Source organism: Polynucleobacter sp. 73C-SIWE (genome assembly GCF_018882465.1).
Classification (GTDB): Bacteria; Pseudomonadota; Gammaproteobacteria; order Burkholderiales; family Burkholderiaceae; genus Polynucleobacter.
Genome location: NZ_JACVOK010000001.1, coordinates 604196 through 622740 on the forward strand (window position 1 = coordinate 604196; position 18545 = coordinate 622740).

25 protein-coding genes, 1 tRNA gene and 2 riboswitches are annotated in these 18545 nt (G+C 43.2%); of the genes, 19 read left to right on the forward strand and 7 right to left on the reverse strand.

The window, feature by feature from the left end:
- Positions 1–38 precede the first annotated feature (38 nt).
- Positions 39–114: transfer RNA gene (locus ICN17_RS03160), tRNA-Phe, on the forward strand.
- Between the two features lie 220 nt (positions 115–334).
- Here the strand turns inward: ICN17_RS03160 and ICN17_RS03165 are convergent.
- Entirely contained in the window at positions 335–907 is a 573-nt protein-coding gene (locus ICN17_RS03165; protein WP_255538268.1) for a hypothetical protein, read from the reverse strand.
- Positions 908–979: 72 nt separating this feature from the next.
- Here ICN17_RS03165 and ICN17_RS03170 point away from each other — a divergent pair, with 72 nt between their 5' ends.
- From ICN17_RS03170 to ICN17_RS03180, 3 genes are all read left to right on the forward strand, one after another.
- Positions 980–1330 carry a helix-turn-helix domain-containing protein gene (locus ICN17_RS03170; RefSeq protein WP_216236100.1) on the forward strand — a complete coding sequence of 117 codons (351 nt, stop codon included), beginning with the start codon at positions 980–982 and terminating at the stop codon, positions 1328–1330.
- 114 nt (positions 1331–1444) lie between these two features.
- Positions 1445–1810, forward strand: coding sequence for a hypothetical protein (locus ICN17_RS03175; RefSeq protein WP_216236101.1), 366 nt, complete (start codon positions 1445–1447; stop codon positions 1808–1810).
- Positions 1811–2017: 207 nt separating this feature from the next.
- Entirely contained in the window at positions 2018–2866 is an 849-nt protein-coding gene (locus ICN17_RS03180) for a plastocyanin/azurin family copper-binding protein (RefSeq protein WP_216236102.1), read from the forward strand.
- 149 nt (positions 2867–3015) lie between these two features.
- On the opposite strand, the gene ICN17_RS03185 is transcribed toward ICN17_RS03180, so the two are convergent.
- Both ICN17_RS03185 and ICN17_RS03190 read right to left on the reverse strand, forming a co-directional pair.
- Positions 3016–3849 carry a DUF5672 family protein gene (locus tag ICN17_RS03185; protein ID WP_216236103.1) on the reverse strand — a complete coding sequence of 278 codons (834 nt, stop codon included), beginning with the start codon at positions 3847–3849 and terminating at the stop codon, positions 3016–3018.
- A 381-nt stretch (positions 3850–4230) separates the two neighbouring features.
- Positions 4231–4722 carry a cupin domain-containing protein gene (locus ICN17_RS03190; RefSeq protein WP_216236104.1) on the reverse strand — a complete coding sequence of 164 codons (492 nt, stop codon included), beginning with the start codon at positions 4720–4722 and terminating at the stop codon, positions 4231–4233.
- Between the two features lie 215 nt (positions 4723–4937).
- Between ICN17_RS03190 and ICN17_RS03195 the strand changes: the two genes are divergently transcribed.
- The 12 genes from ICN17_RS03195 (at position 4938) to ICN17_RS03250 (ending at position 12321) form a co-directional block, all read left to right on the forward strand.
- Positions 4938–5384, forward strand: a complete 447-nt coding sequence (locus ICN17_RS03195; RefSeq protein ID WP_255538269.1) for a tetratricopeptide repeat protein — start codon at positions 4938–4940, stop codon at positions 5382–5384.
- A gap of 88 nt (positions 5385–5472) precedes the next feature.
- Positions 5473–5868: a hypothetical protein gene (locus ICN17_RS03200; RefSeq protein WP_216236105.1), complete on the forward strand. Its 396-nt coding sequence runs from the start codon at positions 5473–5475 to the stop codon at positions 5866–5868.
- Positions 5869–5997: 129 nt separating this feature from the next.
- Positions 5998–6396, forward strand: a complete 399-nt coding sequence (locus tag ICN17_RS03205) for an MAPEG family protein (RefSeq protein WP_216236106.1) — start codon at positions 5998–6000, stop codon at positions 6394–6396.
- 18 nt (positions 6397–6414) lie between these two features.
- Positions 6415–6804, forward strand: coding sequence for a tautomerase family protein (locus ICN17_RS03210; RefSeq protein ID WP_216236107.1), 390 nt, complete (start codon positions 6415–6417; stop codon positions 6802–6804).
- Between the two features lie 149 nt (positions 6805–6953).
- Positions 6954–7166 (forward strand): hypothetical protein, encoded by a 213-nt coding sequence (locus tag ICN17_RS03215; protein WP_216236108.1) that lies wholly within the window; start codon positions 6954–6956, stop codon positions 7164–7166.
- Between the two features lie 144 nt (positions 7167–7310).
- Positions 7311–7895 (forward strand): histidine phosphatase family protein, encoded by a 585-nt coding sequence (locus ICN17_RS03220; protein ID WP_216236109.1) that lies wholly within the window; start codon positions 7311–7313, stop codon positions 7893–7895.
- Positions 7896–7981: 86 nt separating this feature from the next.
- On the forward strand, positions 7982–8671 hold the full coding sequence (locus ICN17_RS03225; RefSeq protein WP_216236110.1) for a haloacid dehalogenase type II: 690 nt from the start codon (positions 7982–7984) through the stop codon (positions 8669–8671).
- 8 nt (positions 8672–8679) lie between these two features.
- Positions 8680–9234, forward strand: a complete 555-nt coding sequence (locus ICN17_RS03230; protein ID WP_216236111.1) for a peroxiredoxin — start codon at positions 8680–8682, stop codon at positions 9232–9234.
- A gap of 32 nt (positions 9235–9266) precedes the next feature.
- Positions 9267–10568: a lipase family protein gene (locus tag ICN17_RS03235; RefSeq protein WP_216236112.1), complete on the forward strand. Its 1302-nt coding sequence runs from the start codon at positions 9267–9269 to the stop codon at positions 10566–10568.
- 10 nt (positions 10569–10578) lie between these two features.
- Positions 10579–10974 (forward strand): VOC family protein, encoded by a 396-nt coding sequence (locus ICN17_RS03240; protein WP_216236647.1) that lies wholly within the window; start codon positions 10579–10581, stop codon positions 10972–10974.
- Positions 10974–11711, forward strand: a complete 738-nt coding sequence (locus ICN17_RS03245) for a sulfite exporter TauE/SafE family protein (RefSeq protein ID WP_216236113.1) — start codon at positions 10974–10976, stop codon at positions 11709–11711. The genes ICN17_RS03240 and ICN17_RS03245 overlap by 1 nt, the downstream gene beginning before the upstream one ends.
- 49 nt (positions 11712–11760) lie before the next feature.
- Positions 11761–11851: riboswitch (glycine riboswitch) on the forward strand.
- A 3-nt stretch (positions 11852–11854) separates the two neighbouring features.
- A riboswitch (glycine riboswitch) is annotated at positions 11855–11956 on the forward strand.
- Between the two features lie 173 nt (positions 11957–12129).
- Positions 12130–12321: a hypothetical protein gene (locus tag ICN17_RS03250; RefSeq protein ID WP_216236114.1), complete on the forward strand. Its 192-nt coding sequence runs from the start codon at positions 12130–12132 to the stop codon at positions 12319–12321.
- A 61-nt stretch (positions 12322–12382) separates the two neighbouring features.
- Here ICN17_RS03250 and ICN17_RS03255 read toward each other — a convergent pair whose 3' ends face one another.
- On the reverse strand, positions 12383–13027 hold the full coding sequence (locus ICN17_RS03255) for a histidine phosphatase family protein (protein ID WP_216236115.1): 645 nt from the start codon (positions 13025–13027) through the stop codon (positions 12383–12385).
- A gap of 90 nt (positions 13028–13117) precedes the next feature.
- On the opposite strand from ICN17_RS03255, the gene ICN17_RS03260 reads away from it, so the two are divergent.
- Complete coding sequence (locus ICN17_RS03260; protein ID WP_216236116.1) at positions 13118–13990, forward strand: DMT family transporter; 873 nt, start codon at positions 13118–13120, stop codon at positions 13988–13990.
- Positions 13991–14041: 51 nt separating this feature from the next.
- On the opposite strand, the gene ICN17_RS03265 is transcribed toward ICN17_RS03260, so the two are convergent.
- Entirely contained in the window at positions 14042–14224 is a 183-nt protein-coding gene (locus ICN17_RS03265; protein WP_087908731.1) for a hypothetical protein, read from the reverse strand.
- 223 nt (positions 14225–14447) lie between these two features.
- Between ICN17_RS03265 and ICN17_RS03270 the strand changes: the two genes are divergently transcribed.
- On the forward strand, positions 14448–14693 hold the full coding sequence (locus tag ICN17_RS03270) for a hypothetical protein (RefSeq protein WP_216236117.1): 246 nt from the start codon (positions 14448–14450) through the stop codon (positions 14691–14693).
- Here ICN17_RS03270 and ICN17_RS03275 read toward each other — a convergent pair whose 3' ends face one another.
- Positions 14694–16262, reverse strand: a complete 1569-nt coding sequence (locus ICN17_RS03275; RefSeq protein WP_370625958.1) for a peptide chain release factor 3 — start codon at positions 16260–16262, stop codon at positions 14694–14696.
- Positions 16263–16378: 116 nt separating this feature from the next.
- Complete coding sequence (locus ICN17_RS03280) at positions 16379–17116, reverse strand: pseudouridine synthase (protein WP_216236649.1); 738 nt, start codon at positions 17114–17116, stop codon at positions 16379–16381.
- Positions 17117–17216: 100 nt separating this feature from the next.
- Between ICN17_RS03280 and ICN17_RS03285 the strand changes: the two genes are divergently transcribed.
- Positions 17217–18545 carry a dicarboxylate/amino acid:cation symporter gene (locus tag ICN17_RS03285; RefSeq protein WP_216236118.1) on the forward strand — a complete coding sequence of 443 codons (1329 nt, stop codon included), beginning with the start codon at positions 17217–17219 and terminating at the stop codon, positions 18543–18545.

The following is an 18545-nucleotide window of genomic DNA, read 5'->3' on the forward strand; positions in this document are numbered from 1 at the left end:
AATGCCATAAACCAGTTTCATTTATAATTTCAAGTCTTGGCCTGGTAGCTCAGTCGGTAGAGCAGAGGATTGAAAATCCTTGTGTCGGTGGTTCGATTCCGCCCCGGGCCACCAAGAATCTCAATAGCCCACTTGTTGGGCTATTTTTATTAGAAGTGCTTAATGGTGCTTAGACATTGTACCTAGAGCGTTTAGTCAAATCCCATAGATTTAATCCGTCAATCAGGATTCAGCCACTCTGGTTCTAGACTGGGATATCTGGTTTACGAAATGTCCTTTAAAAGGACGCATCAATTATTCATCCCTGTGTTGGTCGATGTCGTTTTAAACGACATTACTCGATCAAGTTATCTCTACCCAATCTACCCTTAACAAGATCTATTCCATACTTGATAACAGCTACAAATAGTATTGATCCCGCAACGTCTCCACAGAACATGGCAATAAAATGATTCCAGCTTCCGGAGTCTAAATCTCTAGCCACAAACCAAAGTTGATGTAACCCTGAGCTGAGCAATGAATAAGCAATGATGATTATGAGTAGTTGCTTCATTGAAATATTACTTAAGTCAGCCCGAACTTTTAAGTTATGAATTACAAAATGTCTGCCTAGGAGTGGAGCTAATCCGCAGATAACTGCTATTCCTATAGTAGAGATTAAATCTGCTTTAAAAAAGCCAATGTAATTAATGAATAAAGAGGCAATGACTAAACCAATAGCGCCCGAGTAGTCCAAGATTAGCGTAATGAATATACGAATTCCGGCAGGCAAAAAAATCCAATTAACTCCCTTGGCTTGTTCCAGTGGTGCCGTGATAGCTTGATTGAAGTAAAAGAACGCCATATACAGGGCGGCACTAATAATGATTTCAAAGAGAAATTGGCCCGAAGCCTTTAAATACGGCATTGAATAATTATGGATTTTAATAATGCCTAGCATACTGGTGTTTACCCTGCGGGAGGGGGTAGAATTGTCCAGATGAAAGCTATTAAACCTTCGGCTTACGCCCGATTTTTGAATGCCTTGGATTCTTTGGATCGCATTAGTCCAAGCAAGAAATTGGATGCTATTGAACAACAACTTCTCAATCATATTTACCTTGCCTCGGTGAATGGGGAAAAACTCTTGGTCGGAGATGTGATTCTTTTAGAGCAATTTGGATCTCAAGCAACGCTTCATGGACGCCTAAAGAATTTGGTCGGCAAGGGCTATATACAGCTTATGGATGATAAAAGTGATGGGCGTAGAAAATCAGTTCGCGTAACCAATAAAGCCGAAAAGCATTATCAGCTACTATCTGAATGTTTAACTAAGGCGCTTAATCTCTAGGTTTATAGCTACCGTTCCCGTCGTTCTAAGATTTATAAAAATTCAAAATAATTCTTGTAAATTTAATTATCGATAGTTCTAGAGTATTGCTAAGTAAGCCGATAGCATTCTCAAATGCTTTTTTGGCAAACCAAGCACCCCATTAAATTCACGACTCCTCAAGGGCTCAAAGGATTATTTGCGACTTTTATTGCGGCAGTTGTAGTTAACCCTGTCTTTTCCCAAGCCCCTCAAGGGATTGCTCGTGAGTCAACAGCGAATGCGGTTACTTGCTACAAGTCATCCATAAAAGAGCCGCCCACTTTCTATGCCAATCCAATGGATACATTCACCCTTTATGACGGAACAAGGTGGAAGGTGTCGAGTGGCGGGGCCTATGAATACATTCCAACCCGCTATCGAAATGTTCTTATTTGTCCTAGCGAGGAGCTATTAGTAATAGACAAGAGGGCCATTACAGTTTCAAGAGTGAATCAATAAAATCAGCAAGGAAGGCTAGAGTCAGGCATCTTCAGCCCTGGTTCGATTCTGCCCCGGGCCACCAAGAAACACCAAAACCACCTTCGGGTGGTTTTTTTCGATTGGCGCTGGACAACAAGATTTCGTCGATTGCGATAGCCTTGCCCTTTAAGCCCCATTGGGTAATGTGGTTAAGATAATTTTCATTAAATGACTTAAGATGAAAAGATGAACTTCCCACTTAGTCATATCTCCTCTCTATGTAAATATACGGGTATTAGCTTTACTGCTGGCGCCATTACTCACGGATTTTTCAGTGGCGAACGCTCCTTCTGGACGGCCGCTTTTGGAATTGCCATTTATCTGGTTGGCGGCACACTAGAAAAGATTTCTAATCCCGATAAAGACCATAGTTGGACTGATGTATTAGCAATTGGAATTGTTGCTTCAATTGGCTTAGGTTTCTTCACTGGCGGACTTCAGCACTTCCCCGATTCTCCTGCTAGAAGTTCATGGGTAGTTCCAGTTGGCTTTGCTATGTCTTTATTGGCCATGTATTTAATGGAAGGCAAGGGCAAAGTAAAAATGAGGTCTGTTCTCATTTATGGCGTCATTAGTCTAGCCCTGGTTATTGCCGCATCTTTATATGCCCTCACCTACTTTAATGAACACGGCGGTGATGGCCATAGTCATGATCATGGAATACCAACGCAAGTACTTGCGCCATCCATGAGGGAGCTTCGAATAGAAGTTGATGACGCCATGCGTTTTATTCCAGCGAAATGGGAGGCACAAGCGGGCGAACCTATTCGTATCATTTTGGTTAACAAGGGCAAAGTGGATCATGAGTTGGTAATTGGCAGTGAAAAGGACATCATTGCTCATGCTAAAGAGATGGCAAGCCCTGGATCTAAAGGACATCATCATACGAATGAAATCTCAGCAAAACCAGGACAACAAGCAGAATTAGTTTGGACTTTTAAAGAACCCGGGCAATATGCCATGGCATGCTTTGAGCCGGGTCACTATGAGGCTGGTATGAAGGGCATCATTAATGTGGTGCCCAAGAAACACTAGGTGGATAAGACATCCTCGGCCCTGGTCGATTCCGCCCCGGGCCACCAAGAAACACCAAAACCACCTTCGGGTGGTTTTTTCCTTTAATTGGCATCAGCTCCCGATGACTTGGCCCACGCTTGTTACGAGGCCTTAGAAGGATGCGCCCATTAAATTAATTTTCCATGACAGTCTTTAAATCTTTTGGCGCTTCCACAGGGACATGGCTCTAGTCTTCCTACGCGACCTAACTTATTTAATGGTTTTGTTGAGAGACGCTTTCTAAGTAAACTCGAAAATTCCTTTGGGTAATTGGACTGAGCGGCAAGTTTTTGAAGATAGTCATCTGAGAGCCAATGTTTTCCATGGAATCCGAAACTTGATACCAGACTGTTATTTTGATTCTCGATTAATGATTCAATTGAAAACTTGCTTGCCAAATTAAGTGGTGCAAATTTAATCCCTGCCGTTAGCATTTCTTCGTACAAGAAGTGACAAATAATCATATCTTCCGATTTAATTGGAAAATCTAATTCATCAAACTTAATTCGCGAACATACTTCAAGAAGTTTCTTACTTCGCAGTGAAAATCCACCGTTACCAACCTTGTTTTTATCGAAATAAAATTTATCAATAGGACTATTATTAACGTTGACGGCATTCGGCCAAGGAGCGCCCAAATAATCGTATTTTAGAAACTCATTTGTCCATAGCCCTGGATTGATTACAAAGCCATCCGATTGAATACATAGGCAGAATTTTGTGTCGACAAATTGATGGAGATCTTCAATCATAAATTTGCTATAACCAACAAAATCGATTGGCGGAATTGATATATGCTCAATGGCCTTATGCAAGCCTATCGGTCTAGTAGGCGATAGCATCTTAATCGAGCTAAATTTACAAGATTCACTCGAGATAAGTAATGCATTAGCAGCAGATTCAGTGTCAACGGATGTAACTGTTAAAAGAGTTATATCGTTGAGTTCAAGAAAATTACTCATTGCCCATTTTAAACGCCACAATTTATTATTGCCACTTAACTTTAAGCGGGCGATGTTGTCTGAAACGTCCTTTCAAAGGACACTTCATATAACGGTAGCGAGCACTATAGGGATGTTGTATCCTTGCCTAGTCAACCCTCATGACCGCGCATTAACTACCGTACTCCTTGCGTGGGTTAAATACTCTGTCCAAATCAACTCAATACAAAGGGCATGTTGAGTTTGTGAATAAGGTTTTCGCACGGTGGGAGAGCTAAAGATTGAAAAGCGAAATCGGTCTTGCTGAGCGGGTTGAAAATTCTTGTTTCGGTGGCTCGATTCGGCCCCGGGCTACCATGAAGAACCAAAACCACCTTCGGGTGGTTTTTTGTTCAACTGAGGTTATGTTCGAGTAAGCACTTCAATCATTTGAATACTCTGTGCCGAAGTGCCAAATTCTTTTAATAAATATTCACGCTTGGCAATTTCAAAATCATCAAACTCAAAGCCGGGCGCTACTGCACAGCTCACAAGGCAGAAAGCATTCTCTTTTAGTGGCCTTGCTGCAAACCAGGTATGGGCTGGAATAGTAGCCTGTAAATTTTTTGATGTCACCCCGACTTGTATAGTCTTTAGAGATTTATTTTCATCAAAAAAATAAATGAGTACATCACAGCCAAGGTGGAAGTACCAAGTTTCATCCGATTTAATTCGATGCCAAGCCGAAAAATCTTTTCCTGATAGTAGATAGTAAATACTCGTGTAGGCAATTTTATTAGCGGAACCCTTTAAATCTTTCACCGCTATTTCTGAGCGATACATCTCTCTATAAAAGCCGCCTTCTGGATGTGGATCAAGATGCAGGGCATCGATGATGGTGTGAATATCTTGCATGTAAGCCCTTACTTTTGTCAATAAGCTTGATTGGCCTTTATCCGAGCTTATTCTATAGCCGTATTTAAACCTCGGCATCCTAGGCCCCGGTTGATTCGCCCCAGGATCAGCAAGAAGAACCAGAATTACCTTTCAGCAGTTTTTCATTCAGCACCCAGCCAAGCGAGAATTGAATAATCAGTATATAAAAGAGATTCTTCACTAAAAGCTCTCCAATGAAAAAAATTCTCTCAGTAATTTTGATGTCTCTCTCAATGCTTGGAATATCTCACGCCGCTGACACTACTCCTGCTAAACAAGACCCCACTTGGTTAACCCAGGCAAGGGCAAGCATTAAAGCAGAAAAATATGATCAAGCAATACAGCAATTACAAGCTGCTAATGAAGTGAGCTCGGCCGATTGGAATAATTTGCTTGGTTATAGTCTTCGAAAAAAACAGCCGCCTGATTTAGTGGGGGCAGAAAAGTACTATCAAGCCGCCTTGAAAATAGATCCAGAGCATCGAGGAGCTCTTGAGTACTATGGAAAACTTAAGTTAATCAATAATGACTTGCCAGGTGCTGAGGCATTATTGGCGCGACTGGATAAGGCCTGTACTTTTGGCTGCGAGGAATACTCAGATTTAAAAGAGGCCATCCAAAAATATAAGTCTAGAAAGTAAAGTTAGATACCCTTGCATCGGCAGGATCCTGTAAAACAGAAGACCTAAATTAGGTTTAAAGTAGGCATTACATCAAGAGGAGACAAATATGAATCGCATTAAAAATGTATTAATAGGATTAGCTGCTACAGTTGCTTTGGCCGCTTGTGCATCAATGACTGGAGTGGCATTAGCACCATTTACAAAGGCTAATGATGGCGTATTGGCCGGCAATAACAATATGACCTTATATACCTACAGCAAAGATGTGGCTGGCTCAGGTAAGTCGGTTTGTAATGGGATGTGCGCAACGAATTGGCCGCCACTATTGGTTGATGGGAGTCCTGCCGTCTCTAGTGGTTATTCAATCATTACTCGCGACGATGGCAAAAAACAGTTAGCTTTCAAGGGTATGCCTTTGTATTTTTATGTCAAAGACACAAAACCAGGGGATAAGATTGGCGATGGCCGCTCAGAAGGTGCGTGGCAGATTATCAAGATGTAGTGTCATTTGGGATTGAGTCTCCCCGTAGCTGGTTGATTCAGCCTTGGGCAAATGCGAAAGATTAAAGCCACCTTCGGGTGGTTTTTTCGTTTTCTGATTAATATCTAGGAATTCTTCTTGGAACTTCAAATGCTAATAGTGACCGCAATTATTGCCTCTCTGCTGACCATGATCTTCATCAAGCTCTCTTTTGCCGTCATAGGTCTGAGAAGAAAGAATCAAGTTGGGCTGGGAAGCGGTGGTCATGATGATCTTGAGAGGGCAATTCGTGCCCAAGGAAACTTTGTCGAGTATGTTCCTTTAGGAATGATTTTGATTGCTTGCTTGGAATTAAACGGCACCCCTTGGTGGTTGGTCCTCATTCCTGGCATCACGCTTATTATTGGACGCTTGATTCATGCTGTCGGTATCAATGAGCCTCCTCCACATTTCAGCAAGCGCGTAATAGGAATGAAGTTCACCTTCTACACACTGATCGCCTTGGTTGTGCTGAATTTAGGTTGGTCGCTATATCAATTAATGAGCTAGAAAAATAAAGGGAGTCTTATGCCGTTCGTACGAATTGATTTAAGTAAAAAACATCCAGAGGGTTTTGCCCAGCAAGTGGGTGAGATTGTTTATGAGGTGATGACGGGGCACATTAATGTACCTATAGATGATAAGTTTCAAGTTATTACTAAGCACGAAAGCCAGGAGCTGGTTATGCCTAAGAGTTATCTAGGTATTGAGTATTCTGAAGACATCATTTTTATCCAGGTGACTTTAAATGAAGGTAGGACCACAGAGATGAAAAAAAAGTTCTACAAAGCCATATGTGAAGGTATGGTTGAAAAGCTCAAAGTTAGACCTCAGGACATTGTGATCAATTTAGTTGAGGTGAATAAAGAAAACTGGTCCTTTGGCAATGGTGAGATGCAATACGCGCCAAAGGACTAGAAATCTTAGAATCCAGCCTATTACGCCCTGGGCAGCAATAGGCGAAATAATCCACTTATTGGGCCAATTTCAGGAGGACTATTGACCGTTTTTAGGCTCAGATGTAATGTCTAGTCTGTTGTGATCTCTCAAGCCTTATTACTGAAAGGATGGACGACATGTTTTTACCTACAACTCACGATATAAAAGATGCAGTCTCAAAATATGCCGGTTTTTTTGGGATGGTCATCAGCATTACGATTGTGCTTAACTTAATCTTGCCAACAGGCGAGACGCTTTCAAATACTCCAAAGTTAATAGTATCGCTGTTAATCAGCATTTTTCTTGGTTGGTTATCTTTTGCCATTAAGTCCAATAAATAAAAAAGAGTTTTTTGGACTCTGGTTGAGTCTGCCCAGCCAACAAGAATGATTCAAACCACCTTCGGGTGGTTTTTTCCTTTTGGTTCAGCAGGAATATGGATTGTCGATTAGGATGATCTTTATGGCCTGCAATATCTTCAAATTATGAAACTCATTCAGCGAATAATCGCCCCCCTTATTTTTCTGCTCAGTTGTGTTTGTGTTGTTGAGCAAGCAGCAGCTTCTTTGGCAAATGATTTACAGGATGGTCAGCATGTCTTGCTGATGAGGCACGCAGACGCCCCTGGTTTTGGAGACCCAGCAGGTTATGTCATTAATCAGTGCTCGACTCAGCGTAATTTAGGCGACTATGGAAGAAAGCAAGCCAGAGCAATTGGAGTGTGGCTAAGCAACCAGGGCATTGTGAGGGCAGAAGTATTTAGTAGTCCTTGGTGCAGATGTTTAGATACGGCGAGTCTTCTTAATAAAGGCCCAGTCAAAATTGCACCATCACTCGGATCATTTTTTGATGATATGAGTTTGGAAAAGAGTCAAACCAAGGCATTGGAAGTGTTTATTAAAAATGAATTGGCTAAGCAATCGAAGGTGCCGCTCATTTTAGTAACGCATCATGTCAATATTCAGGCCTACACTGGTAAAGTGGTTGGAGTGGGCGACATGGTATTGGTGAAGGTGAATAAAAACGGAGAATATATTTCTCATACACTTTATCCAAGCCCTAGGGTCTAGTGGCGGAGCTTGAATCCCTGCCCCATGTGGTTGGGGTGATTCATCTGAAACGACAATAGAAATTTAAATTACACAGCGAAAACGGTATGTATAAGCTTATTGCCTTTGATGCCTACGGCACATTGTTTGATGTCTACTCTATGGGGCTGTTGGCAGAAGAGCTTTTTCCAGGGCGTGGTCAAGAGTTCTCTGTGATGTGGCGCGATCGACAAATCGACTATGCCCGCCTAGTTACTTTGAGCGATCCCAACCCCAATGGCAGTAAATATTACCTGCCATTTTGGGAGTTAACTATTCGCTCATTGCGCTATGTTGGTAAGCGGATGAACCTCAGCCTCACCCCGGAAAACGAACAGAGATTGATGGATCAATATGCCAAGCTCACTAGTTTTGAAGATAGCCTAAGGGTTGTCAAAACAATTCAAGAAAAAGGTATTTCGACAGCGATTTTGTCCAATGGAAGTAGAGAAATGCTGACTATCGTAGTGGAGAGCAATGGCTTAAAGCCTTACCTAGATAAAGTCGTCACAGTTGAAGATGTGCGTTTATTTAAAACCGCCCCCCAGGCCTACGAGCTTTTGTTAAAAGTATTCCCCGTTCAGAAAGCTGAAGTTTTGTTTGTATCTAGTAACGCATGGGATGCTCTGGCAGCCAAGTGGTATGGTTTTGATGTATTTTGGGTGAATCGTCTTGGCCATCCTTTCGAGGAGATTGGTGAAAAACCAAACTACGAAGGCAGTTCTTTGACTAAGGTTTTAGAAGTAGTAATTCAATAAAATGAGTTATGACAAATATTAATGAGCTCCCCGCTGACCTTCCCATTCCCCAAGATGATGGAGCAGCTGATCATCTTAGGGGCATGAAGCTTCCCAATGTCACATTGCAGGCCACCAATGGTCAGATGATTGATCTTGGTAGTATTAAGCAAAAGCTCATCATTTATTGCTATCCAATGACGGGGCAGCCTAATGTAGCTTTGCCTGAGGGCTGGGACCAGATTCCTGGTGCTCGGGGCTGTACACCCCAAAGCTGTGCATACCGGGACCACTATCAAGAACTTCAATCACTTGGTGCGCGGGTGATAGGTTTAAGTGTTCAAACTACTGAGTATCAAAAAGAGATGGCCGATAGACTACATTTGCCGTTTCCAGTTGTCAGTGATGTTCACTATCAGTTTCAGAAGGCGCTCAAGATGCCAACTTTTATGAGCGCTGGCATGACTTTGTTAAAACGCGTTACTTTGATCGCCAATAACGGCGCAATTGAGGCTGTGCACTATCCCATTTTTCCGAGCGATAGCGATGCAGCTTGGGTGTTGGAGTATTTAAAGACCCACTAGAATAGCTTTATCTACAAATGGGGGAGCCTGAAATGAAACAAGTTTTATGCAAAGCTGCTGTTCTGTCTATTTTTCTTGGCTCAAGCTTTGGTATTGTCTACGCTGAACCATCAATCCCTCCCTTCTATCAAGCTGTGAGCAAAATGAGCCCAGATGGTAAGTTAGGGCAGGTAATTCAAAAAGAACAAATATCAACCGCAGTGCCTGGTGCACAGGCATGGCGTATTGCTTATATTTCATCAGACGTCGGTGATAGAAAAACTATTTCTACTGCCTTAGTAGTGGCTCCAGTAGGTAAGGCTCCTGCTGAAGGTAGGCCCGTGATGGCGTGGGCACATGGAACCACAGGAACTGCGCAAAGCTGTGGCCCATCTCAGCTGACCAATCCCGCAGTTTCTTTAAATCAATACTTTTTATTAGATGGAAACTCGTGGTCAGACTACGGACTTCCAAACCTAGAGGCTTTTATTAAAGAGGGCTATGTAGTGGTTGGCACTGACTATCAGGGTCTGGGCGGTGGCGGCAAGCATCAGTACGCAGTAGCCATTACGCAAGCCAAGGATACGATTGACTCCATTAGAGCAGTTGGTTCAATGCAAGAAACTGGCGCTGGCAAAAAGGCAATCATTTATGGTTGGTCACAAGGTGGCGGCACTACGATTGCTGCTGCTAGCATGCCAGATTACATTTCTAAAAAAGGCACTGCGTTTGATGATATTCAGCCAGTAGGTTTTGTAGCCCTTGCTCCCTATGATGTTGCAGTAACAATGCCTGGAGCCAAGCTGGATCAAGCAATATCAGAAAAAATGATCAGCGAGTTAAGCGCTAGTTTTTCTGACAATGTATTTAACTTTGCGCATTTTTCAATGACCCTATGGGGTACTCAGGCCGCGTTCCCCAATCTCAAGTTAACCGATTTGTTAACAGACGACGGCGCAAAAGTAATCGATAAAATTTACTCTAATAAATGCCTGCATGCATCGGCCGATACTTTGAACTATGCCTATGGGACTGGATACAAAAACCTTTTAAAACCAAAGGCACAAAATACTTTGGCATGGGCGCAAGCATTTTTAAAGGGAAGCGTTAACCCAGTCAAACCTGTGGCCCCCGTGATCATTTATTGGGGCACGAAAGATACGGTTGTGCCTCCCGTGATGGGCGAGCTATATCAAAAACAAATGTGTAAGTTGGGCGGCAACATTGGCAGAGTTCAATTACCAGGAGAGCAAACCCACTTTTCTACACCTGGAACCGCTGGACCTTTATATCTACCCTGGGTAAAAGATCGTATTGCCGGTAAAACTATGGCAAATGCCTGCCCACAAAATTAAAGGCAATACGATGATTGATCATTTAGACCATCTTGTATTGACTACGGCAAAAGAGATTGAGTGTATTGATTTTTATACGCGCGTATTGGGTATGCAGTTAGAGTCATTCATTGGCGGATCTCCGCCAGTAGAGCGCAAAGCTTTTAAGTTTGGAAATCAAAAGATTAATTTGCACATCAAGGGGAGAGAGTTTGAGCCCAAGGCCAATATTCCAACTCCAGGAGCTCTAGATCTTTGCTTTATTGCCGATAGGCCTCTTGCAGAAGTCATTGCGCACTTAGAAAAAGAAGCTTGGCCGATTATCGAGGGACCTATCGTTCGCACTGGAGCAACTGCAAAAATAAACTCTGTGTATGTTCGTGACCCTGATCAAAATTTGATTGAGATTAGCGAGCTAATTTCTTGATGTTTCAAGACCCACTCCTTCAGGCCCTTGTCCTAGGGACTTTAGGTTTGGGTGCCGGAGTTTTGGGTGGGGTAATTGGGTTTGGCACCACGATCATCTTAATGCCTGCTCTGGTGTATTTTTATGGGCCGATTCAAGCAATTCCAGTCATTGCACTCGTTGCTACGCTCGCAAACCTCTCCCGCATTTTTCTTTGGTGGAGCGTTATTAATTGGAAAGTGTGTTTTGTCTATAGCGTTACTGCAATACCTGCGGTGATATTAGGCGTCAATACCTTAGTGACGCTAAATGATCGACTTGTTGAGATTACTCTTGGCCTTTTCCTCATTTTGCTCATCCCAATTCGTAGGTGGATGCGCAAGCAGAATTTTTATCTCAAGCTGTGGCAAATGAGTTTGGTAGGCGCTGTCATTGGTTACCTCACTGGCATAGTGGCAACAACTGGTGCGATTAATACGCCGTTCTTCTTGGCGTTTGGCTTAAGCAAAGGGGCCTATTTAGGCACCGAGGCCGCGAGTACTCTATCCATTCTATTTACCAAGGGTATTACTTTTCACCAGCTTGGGTTCTTAAATACGACAGCCATTATTCAGGGCCTCTTGATTGGTAGTTGCGTATTGGTCGGCTCAATTTTTTCTAAAAGAATTGTTTTGGCCTTGCCTGAAAAGAAGTTTTTATTGCTGATGGAGCTCGTGATGCTTATTTCAGGGCTCTCTATTCTAGCCATGTCTTTGTAGAGACATTGGTATAAATCACTAGTTCTGAATTCAGGGCATCAGGATATAATTTCTATAAGCAGGAGAGTGAGGGGCAACCCTCCACCGAAGGCGCAAACTCCCATGAACGCTCAGGTATCCCACAGGAAGGTACTGCTTATCCTAAATAGCCGTCTGGAGAGCCACCATTTATGGTGCACCGAAGGAGCAAGCACTAAGCTAGGCTTAGTGTGAATCTCTCAGGTATCAGGGACAGGGGGAGCGGCATCCATCTGCATGGCATCGCTATGTTGCTGGGGGACCGTTTTGGGAGAGACTTTATGCAAAACCTTTGCAAATAATTCAGTAGCAAATTTACTCATGGTCTGCAGATGCAGATCTATTTCTATATTGCTTAATGGCGTTATTGCCTTGAGCGCTTACTGAATAAGGTTAATGTATGACAAACAAATTTGTTGAAGAGGCACCGTATCACCCTGGGTATGAAGATGCTGGTTTTAAAAGCGTAGCTTCACCACTTGCTGCAGAAATTGATCAATTTAGAAAGAGCAATTCTCGTTATTTAAATTTTGCAGATGTGATTGTTGACTTTTGCGCATCAGATCAAAATAAATTACAAGCAGCGAAGTGATCTATTGTAAATAAGCTACCTTTTGGTGGCTTATTTACTAACTGCCTTGGTATGGATGTGGCTATAGATCTAAGTTGTCTAATGCCAAACCATCAAGATGGCTGGTGTCTGCCCAGCTCTCCACTTTCCAGTTAGATCCATTCCAGCGAATCCAATTGAGTGATGCATTTGGAACGGTGACCGCTTTCTCGGCATCTAATGCTTGATTGCTCGCCATTCGATACATCATATCCAGAGCTCCGCCATGGCTGACCAATAAGATTGTTTTGCCAGTATGCTTTTCTTGGATTTCTTCAAGTGCAGCTTTAATACGGTTTGCAAATTGCAGGATGCTTTCGCCACCACGCAACTCTTCGTGAATATCTCTGTTGATATGCGCTTGCCAGAGCTCTGGCTCTGAATCCGGCGCTTCGCTAATAGTGAGCCCCTGGAGGGTGCCAAGATGACGCTCTCGCAGTGCGCTGTGGGTAATGGCAGAAACTGTATAGAGGCTCTCAATCGCTTTTGCAGTTTGTTTCGCTCTTTGTAAGTCGCTGGTGTAGAGAACATCAAACTCAAAATGACTAGCTTTAAGCGCCCTGGCCATCTGGGCTGCTTGAGCTAAGCCACAGGCATTTAAAGGAATATCAGTATGGCCCTGTAGGCGGCGCTCGGCATTCCAATCAGTTTCTCCGTGGCGCACTAAGCAAAATCGAGTCGTAGTCATTTAGCAATCATAAGGGCTAATGATTTCATAGGCTTTAAGTCAGCCTACAGATTCCTCAATACAATGGACTGATACACGCAAAGGGTGACAGTGAATAAAGAAACCAAAGGAATGCTCATCGGTTTTATTGGCATTTTGATTTTTAGTTTGACTTTGCCAGTGACCAAGATTGCAGTTTTGAGCTTTGATCCATACTTCATTGCATTCGGCAGGGCCACCCTCGCAGCGTTGGTTGCCTTGGCTTACCTGATATATAAAAAAGAACCCATGCCCTCCAGGGCAGATTTCACTAAATTCGTAGTGATTGCTTTGGGAGTCATCTTTGGTTTTCCAATTTTTACTACTGTTGCCATGACCGAAGGATCTTCATCTCATGGTGCAGTCATTTTGGGAATGATGCCCTTAGCTTCAACCGTCATTGGTGTGATTCGCTTTAAAGAGCGGCCATCCGCGGGCTTTTGGTTAGTTTCTTTATTGGGCGCAGCATTAGTAGTGATATATGCCTTATTAAAAAGCTCTGGAAGTTTTACTTATGTAGATGTCTTATTAGTTCTCGGCGGTATTTGTGCTTGCATGGGTTATGTAGAGGGCGGCGAGCTTTCTCGCAAAATGAATCCACGGTCTGTAATTTCTTGGGCACTCGTGATTTCGCTGCCCATCAATTTGGTGGTGGGTTATGTCACATTTGATTCGCAATACTTCAATGCGAGTCCGATAGCCTGGACTAGCTTCATTTATCTAAGTTTGTTCTCGATGTATATTGGATTCTTCTTTTGGTATGAAGGACTTGCTATTGGCGGTATTGCACGTGTTAGCCAAGTTCAGCTTACACAACCTTTTTGCACCCTTATTGCAGCTAGTATTTTACTTGGAGATTCGCTCACAATAATGAATTTAGTGTTTGCTTTCTTAGTCATCACTACCGTTATCTTAGGAAAGAAAATGTTAGTGAAGAGGGTATAAATACTTTGCGCCACTTCATTAAAAAAGCCCCGTTATAACGGGGCTTGGTATTTATGCAGCAGCAACAGTGTGCTTGCTAAGCGCTCGCAAAATTTTACTTTTCTCTTTTGGCTTATTGCTGGCCTCCAGTAATTTATTGAGCTGAGTAGCATTTAAAGGCCCAAGACGTGGCTTGCCTGTTTTAGTGAGCATGGGGTCATTTTTTCTGTTTCTTTGATTTTGGCCTACAGCCATGAGTTTTCCTAGATTTATGAAATGATGAATTCGAGAGGGATGCTCAAGAGATCCCCCTATCTAGGGCGCACAATAGTGATCACAGTTCAGAATAACAGTTTAAAAGTTCAGGCGCTATGATTAAGGGACAATTTATCTTCTAGATACCTTCTTTGCTTTAGTTATATGCCTTTTGGGATCTTTGAGTGGTCATCTAGCAAGCCAACAATGAGGAATGCTTTGCATGAAGAGTTATATTTCCGGACTATTTTGTTTCACTCTTTTGAGTGCTTGCGCAGCGGTCTACACAGACGCATCTGATTCAAATCAGGTTACTTTTTTAAATAGTAGCGGTGAGTCCATTGAGCAACTCACTCAAAAAGCCAGCAACTACTGTGCGCAATACGGAAAAACTGCTGCTTTTAGAAATAGTGACACTCAACTCATTGCAGTGTTTGACTGTAAAGCGCCCCAGGTTAAAAGTAAATAATCAGCCCGCTAAATCAGATTGATAAATGAGACCCGCATGCTCTCTCAGGGCATGGAATTGAATAGATTCCCAACGCTGTTGTGCAACATCAAGCTCTGACTTATGTGAAGCAAGAAATACCGATGCGCCCACAACATCTTCTGCCATGCGATGAATATTCTCTTGAGTAAATTTTTTCAAGGCAACAGAATCATCTGAGCTGACCCAACGTGCCAGGTTATAGCGGGCAGGTAGTAGGCGCACTTCAGCTCCATATTCCGTTTGTAAGCGATGACTCACAACCTCAAATTGCAGTTGACCAAAGGCGCCTAAGAGCATCGTGCCACCCGTCATGGGACGGAAGACTTGAATAGCGCCCTCTTCGCCGAGTTGCATGAGACCGGTTCTTAATTGCTTAGAGCGCAAGGGGTCGGCAGATTCAACCATGCGAAAAATTTCAGGAGCAAAAAATGGCAGGCCTGTAAACTGCAATTGCTCACCTTCGGTAAGCGTATCACCTAGGCGTAATAAGCCATGATTTGGTAGACCAATAATATCGCCAGGATATGCCTCATCCAAAATATCGCGTCTTTGCGAAAGAAAGGAAAGGGCATTATTGGTGCGCACTTCTTTGTTGTTGCGACAGATCTTTAATTTCATGCCGCGTTGAAAGTGCCCAGAACAGATCCGTAAGAATGCAACACGATCTCGGTGAGCAGGATCCATATTGGCTTGAATCTTAAACACTACGGCGGAGAATTTATTTTCAGCAGGGCTTACTTCACGTTGTAGTGCTTTACGTGATCCTGGAGATGGTGCTAATTCAACTAAGGTGTTTAAGATTTCGCGGACACCGAAATTATTAATTGCTGAGCCAAAAAATACCGGGGACTGACGACCCGCCAAGAAGGCCTCTTGATCAAAAGCCGGCATTGCCTCCTTGATGAGTGCTACTTCTGCCAGTGCATTTTCTAAATCGGTTCCAAGGCGCGCTTTAAGTGCAGGATCATTTACATCAACTACAGCATGTGAGTCTTCGGTAACACGATCTTCCCCTGCTTTAAACATGCGCATGCGCATATTGGCGATATCAATCACGCCCGCAAAAGATTTGCCCATACCAACCGGCCAAGTAAAGGGAACCACTTCAATACCTAAAGCAGTTTCAATCTCGTCCATTAACTCCATGGGCGGCTTAACTTCGCGATCCATCTTATTAATGAAGGTGACAATTGGCGTATTGCGGGCACGACAGACTTCAAGTAGGCGTAAGGTTTGAGATTCTACGCCGTTAGCCGCATCAATCACCATCAGGGCAGAATCCACCGCGGTTAAAACGCGGTAAGTATCTTCAGAAAAATCTTGGTGACCAGGTGTATCTAATAGATTAATGATGCAGTCGCGATACTCCATTTGCATCACTGAGCTAGCTACGGAAATACCGCGTTGTTTCTCGATCTCCATCCAGTCGGAGGTTGCATGTCGACTGGCTTTACGGGCCTTAACGCTGCCAGCAATTTGAATAGCTCCGGCGTAAAGCAATAGCTTTTCGGTCAGCGTAGTCTTGCCAGCATCTGGATGAGAAATGATGGCAAAGCTGCGACGTCGTAATACTTCTGCGGCTGGAGTACTGGGGGTGGTGGTTTCGATGTTAATTCTGCGCTTATTAATCTAGTTTGGATGCAATTATAAGCGGGCGCGCCTGACTAGAATTGCTCTTCAGGCCTGACAAATCGCCATTGACCTGGTGGCAGTGGGCCAAGAGAAATCCGACCCATTCTGACGCGCTTGAGGCCAATGACCTTGAGTCCAACCATTTCACACATTCTGCGGATTTGGCGCTTGCGGCCCTCGCGCAAAACAAAGCGTAATTGATCTTCATTTTGCCAACTGACTTGTGCTGGCTTGAGGGCAACGCCATCCAAAGAGAGGCCATGTTTTAGGCGATCCAAATCTTCAAAAGAAAGAGCTCCCTCAACGCGAACTAAATACTCTTTTTCAATTGGACTGTTTTCACCAATTAATAACTTGGCAATACGACCATCTTGGGTCAGCACCAATAATCCAGTAGAGTCAATATCAAGCCTTCCGGCCGGCGCTAAGCCTTTGGTATTAAAGCGGGGGTTGCGGCCTTTATCAAGCGGGCTACTAAAATAGTTCTCAGGCGTAATTAAAGAAGCTGCCGGTTGATACTCTTGCTCATCGTCATAGTGAGAGATGTATCCAACGGGCTTATTCAGAATGACGGTAATACGAGACGCTTGTTGGGCCTTAGCACCAGACTGCAATTCAATTTTTTGATGTCGATAAGCACGTACGCCAAGTTCGTTCACTACTTCGCCGTCAACCGATACAAGACCTTGCTCAATATAAGAGTCTGCTTCGCGACGCGAGCATAGCCCTAATTCAGATAACAGTTTCGAAACGCGTACTTTTTCTTCCATGCCTGCATTATCCGTTAAGGGATGGGCTTGAGTGGTGTGGGGCAATATCGCAGATTGGCTAAACTGGATGAGTCACGAATATTAAATAAGAGAAAACAACATGACTGCTAGCTTAAAAAAGCCGCCAATTTATAAAATTCTTTACTTTCAAGTACTTATGGCCGTCTTAATTGGGGTTTTGCTTGGCAACTTTTACCCGTCCATTGGCGTAGAAATGAAACCCTTTGGCGATGCCTTTATTAAAGGTATCAAGATGTTAATTGCACCCATTATTTTTTGTACGGTTGTAGTTGGCATTGCTGGCATGGAAGACATGAAGAAAGTTGGCAAAACTGGTGGTATCGCTCTGCTGTACTTTGAGATTATGAGCACCATTGCTTTAATTGTTGGCCTCATTGTGGTCAATGTGCTTCAGCCAGGTGTTGGCATGAATATTGATCCAGCAAGCTTAGATACCAAAGGTATTGATGCTTACACTGGTCCTGGAAAGATGGCTAGCACTACCGAATTTTTGCTGAACATTATTCCAACTACAGCAATAGATGCATTTGCAAAAGGTGAAATTTTGCAAGTGTTGTTCATTGCAATTTTGTTTGGATTTGCGCTGCATCGTTTTGGTGGCCGCGGAACTATGGTCTTTGATTTGATCGAAAAATTCTCACACGTTTTATTCGACATCATTGGCATCATCATGAAATTTGCTCCAATTGGGGCTTTTGGTGCAATGGCTTTCACTATTGGCAAGTATGGGGTTGGCTCACTTTTCTCCTTAGGGAAATTGATGGGAGCTTTTTATATCACTTGCTTACTTTTTGTTTTTATTGTGCTGGGAATTGTGGCTCGTCTAAATGGCTTCAGTATCTTTAAATTTGTGCGCTACATTAAAGAAGAGCTTCTAATTGTTTTGGGTACTTCATCATCAGAATCTGTTTTGCCGCGGATGATGGAAAAGATGGAACTATTAGGCGCTAAGAAAAGTTGTGTGGGTTTAGTAATTCCAACGGGCTACTCATTTAATTTAGATGGGACATCTATTTATCTAACGATGGCCGCAGTCTTTATTGCTCAGGCAACTGATACCCCGATGACAATTACCCAGCAAATAACACTATTGCTGGTTCTCTTGCTTACTTCAAAAGGCGCAGCAGGCATAACGGGTAGCGGGTTTATTGTATTAGCCGCAACTCTTTCTGCAGTTGGTCATGTGCCCGTTGCCGGATTGGCAATTATTTTGGGCATTGATCGCTTTATGTCTGAAGCGCGCGCCTTGACGAATTTGGTTGGTAATGGCGTCGCCACGATTGTTGTTGCAAAGTGGACTGGCGAGTTAGATGAAAAACAATTATCTTCGGTGCTCAATAAAGATAACTGGATGGAGGCTCAAGAGCCCGAAGTATTTCTAGATCAGAAGCAAGATAAGATGCACTAA